Consider the following 3,537-nt stretch of genomic DNA (forward strand, 5'->3'; position numbering starts at 1 on the left):
TAAACTGAGTTGAAATGGGTCTTCAGCAATTTCTTCTACTACTTGCTCAATTTGAGAACATAACTCAGGATTTTTCTTGACTAGACGCTTAAAAGCACGAACAAAAGTCGGACTCCAAACCAAATTTTTCACTCGTCTAAATCCGCCATCAAATCTGCAACTGACCCACGCCGGACATTACCTTGAGCATAATCACTCTCTGCTTGCGCGATTTCTTGTAATAAGTCATCCCGTCGTTGTTGTTTGAGGCGCTTTTGGATAATATCTACAAGAATAGCCTGAGCTTCTGGATCTAATGCTTCTACCGCTTCTATGGCTTTCTGAAATGTAGATGTTTTTTCTAGCATGGGCGTCAAAGAATTTGATGATAAGTCTAATTTAGCTTCTAGTGGCAAATGTCTGTATAATACCTGCGGCACTGTCAGTTCATGACCACTAACGAATACTGTGTTACGAACATTCAGCTAATTTTCGTAGCGAACAAGAAATCAAGCTATAGCATTGGTATTGCATTGACAATTTTTTTCTATATTAATCGTCCCAAAGAGCCACCACCTGTGGCAATCTGGGAAACAGAGATTTATCAAATCTGATATTTTAATGACAGCAAATTTACCTAATCAGGTTATGCAAACTCTGCCCATAGTAGATACTTCAAATACTACACCTAGCCAACCTACCTTTGATACAACCATCAAGCGGCGTAAAACCCGTCCTGTAAAGGTGGGAAATGTCACCATTGGCAGTGGCTACCCTGTTGTAGTGCAGTCAATGATTAACGAAGACACTCTTGATATTGATGGTTCCGTGGCTGGTATTCGTCGTCTGCACGAAATAGGCTGCGAAATCGTCCGCGTCACAGTGCCGAGTATGGCTCATGCTAAAGCATTAGCAGAAATTAAACAAAAATTAATTAAAACTTACCAAGATGTGCCCATTGTGGCTGATGTCCATCACAACGGGCTAAAAATCGCTCTGGAAGTATCCAAGCACATAGAAAAAGTGCGGATTAATCCGGGGTTATATGTTTTTGAAAAGCCCAACGTCAATCGAACCGAGTATACTAAAGCCGAATTTGACGAAATTGGCGAAAAAATCCGCGAAACCTTAGAACCTCTAGTAGTTTCTTTGCGCGATCAAGGTAAATCGATGCGAATAGGGGTAAATCACGGTTCCCTCGCCGAAAGGATGCTATTTACCTACGGTGACACCCCAGAAGGCATGGTGGAATCTGCTATAGAATTCATTCGCATCTGTGAATCTTTGGATTTCCGCAACTTGGTAATTTCCATGAAAGCCTCACGAGTACCAGTGATGCTAGCCGCCTATCGCCTGATAGCCAAGCGCATGGATGAACTGGGTATGGATTATCCGCTACATTTAGGCGTTACCGAAGCTGGTGATGGTGAATACGGGCGAATTAAATCCACGGCGGGTATTGCCACCTTACTTGCTGATGGCATTGGCGATACAATTCGTGTCTCACTTACAGAAGCACCAGAAAAAGAAATTCCCGTCTGTTATAGCATTCTCCAAGCTTTGGGATTGCGAAAAACGATGGTGGAGTACGTCGCCTGTCCTTCTTGTGGACGCACTTTGTTTAACCTAGAAGAAGTGCTGCACAAAGTTCGGGAAGCCACTAAACACTTAACTGGTCTTGATATAGCGGTTATGGGTTGTATTGTGAATGGCCCCGGAGAAATGGCGGATGCCGACTATGGTTATGTTGGCAAAACACCTGGTTACATTTCTTTGTATCGTGGCAGAGAGGAAATTAAAAAAGTCCCAGAAGATAAAGGTGTAGAGGAATTAATTAACCTCATTAAGGGAGATGAACGCTGGGTAGAACCGTAAGGGGTTGGGGAAGGGGGGAGTAGGGAGTAGGGAGTGGGGGGAGAAATCAATTCAAACATTCAAAAACTTCTGCTTCCTGCCTCCTGTGCCCATGCCGATTCCCAATTCCCTACTCCCAAAAATTTTGTATAAACCATAAAGTTCGCCGGATTGTCAAGTATTTTGGTTAAATTAAGGATACATACTCGGTCTGCACAGTGGTAGCCTGTGTTAGATTGAGCATACTGACTATATATTTTCCCTCTGACGCAGCTGTCATTATGGTGATTACAAAAAGTAGGCTTGTTTTGGGTGCTACGGCAGTGACACTCTCCACGATCGCTGTTACTAGCCTTGGCATTCATTCGCGAGGTCAGGCTTTATTTAAAGCAAGTCCTAAACAATTGGTAGACGAAGTTTGGCAAAATATATACCGCAATTACGTAGATGGTACTTTTAATCAAGTAGACTGGCAGGCTGTTCGTAAAGAATACTTAAGCAAGTCCTACAGTAATCCGCAGGAAGCGTATAAGTCCATTCGGGAAATGCTCAAAAAGCTAGAAGACCCATACACCCGGTTTATGGATCCAGCAGAATTCAAGAATATGCAAGTGGATACCTCTGGAGAACTCACAGGGATTGGAATCACGATCAGCCAGGATGAAAAAACCAAGCAATTGGTTGTAATTGCGCCAATCGAAGATACACCAGCTTTTAAAGCTGGTGTATTGGCAAAAGATATCATCGTCAAAATCGACAATAAAAGTACCAAGGGGATGGATACCAATCAGGCGGTATCCCTAATCCGAGGTGAAGCAGGATCGAAAGTCAGCTTAACGATTCAGCGCAATGGTCAGACAAAACAGTTTGACATCAAAAGGGCGCGGATTGAAATTCATCCAGTTAAATTTTCCCAAAAGAAAACTCCAGCAGGTAATCTTGGATACATTCGCCTGAACCAGTTCAGCGCCAATGCTGGTAAAGAAATGCAAACCGCTATCAAAGATTTAGAAAGCAAACGGGTAGCTGGATATATCCTTGATCTGCGTGGTAATCCAGGTGGCTTACTCTTCTCCAGTGTAGACATTGCCCGGATGTGGCTGAATAAAGGCACAATTGTTTCTACCATTGACCGCCAAGGTGAGCGAGAGCGAGAAGTGGCAAACGGACGCGCTCTGACAAATAAACCGTTGGTAATATTAGTGGATAAAGGTTCAGCCAGTGCCAGCGAAATCCTTTCAGGAGCGTTGCAGGACAACAAACGTGCTACTTTGGTGGGAACTCAAACCTTTGGTAAGGGATTAGTGCAATCGGTGCGTCCCCTAGAAGATGGCTCAGGATTAGCGGTGACAATTGCTAAATACCACACGCCCAATGATAGAGATATTAATAAGCATGGTATTGATCCAGATGTGAAAGTGGATTTGACAGATGCCCAGCGACAGGATTTGTGGCTCAACGAACGTGACAAACTCGCTACCCTAAAAGACCCTCAATTTGCTAAAGCAGTGGACGTGATAGGTAAAAAAATTGCTGCTCAGGGCGCAGCCACAGCAGAAAAATGAAGAGTTAAGAATAAAGTTAGGAATGAATAGTGAGGAGTTAAGGATAAAGTTAAAAGTAAATCGTGAGGGGTTAAGAATAAAGTTAAAAGTGAATAGTGAGGAGTTAGGAATAAAAACAATCATTGTGGACTCCTAACTC

General features: G+C 43.1%; 4 protein-coding genes. 3 read left to right on the forward strand and 1 reads right to left on the reverse strand.

The features are described from left to right. Positions 1 to 128 precede the first annotated feature (128 nt). Complete coding sequence (locus tag VE944_RS32575; protein WP_324987483.1) at positions 129 to 419, reverse strand: hypothetical protein; 291 nt, start codon at positions 417 to 419, stop codon at positions 129 to 131. Positions 420 to 428: 9 nt separating this feature from the next. On the opposite strand from VE944_RS32575, the gene VE944_RS32580 reads away from it, so the two are divergent. The 3 genes from VE944_RS32580 to ctpC all read left to right on the forward strand — a co-directional run bounded on the left by VE944_RS32580 (position 429) and on the right by ctpC (position 3,398). Further along, on the forward strand, positions 429 to 593 hold the full coding sequence (locus VE944_RS32580; RefSeq protein ID WP_324987486.1) for a hypothetical protein: 165 nt from the start codon (positions 429 to 431) through the stop codon (positions 591 to 593). 34 nt (positions 594 to 627) lie between these two features. Further along, positions 628 to 1,854, forward strand: a complete 1,227-nt coding sequence (ispG, locus tag VE944_RS32585; RefSeq protein ID WP_324987492.1) for a (E)-4-hydroxy-3-methylbut-2-enyl-diphosphate synthase — start codon at positions 628 to 630, stop codon at positions 1,852 to 1,854. A 260-nt stretch (positions 1,855 to 2,114) separates the two neighbouring features. Beyond that, a complete protein-coding gene (ctpC, locus tag VE944_RS32590; protein ID WP_324987488.1) occupies positions 2,115 to 3,398 on the forward strand; it encodes a carboxyl-terminal processing protease CtpC in 1,284 nt (427 codons plus the stop codon). Positions 3,399 to 3,537 lie beyond the last annotated feature (139 nt).

The organism is Nostoc sp. (genome assembly GCF_035638895.1).
Classification (GTDB): Bacteria; Cyanobacteriota; Cyanobacteriia; order Cyanobacteriales; family Nostocaceae; genus Nostoc.

Bases quoted from the DNA above. Each gene is read 5' to 3' on its own strand.
- VE944_RS32580 (WP_324987486.1), top strand. From the start codon at position 429: ATGACCACTAACGAATACTGTGTTACGAACATTCAGCTAATTTTCGTA.
- ispG (WP_324987492.1), top strand. From the start codon at position 628: ATGCAAACTCTGCCCATAGTAGATACTTCAAATACTACACCTAGCCAA.
- ctpC (WP_324987488.1), top strand. From the start codon at position 2,115: ATGGTGATTACAAAAAGTAGGCTTGTTTTGGGTGCTACGGCAGTGACA.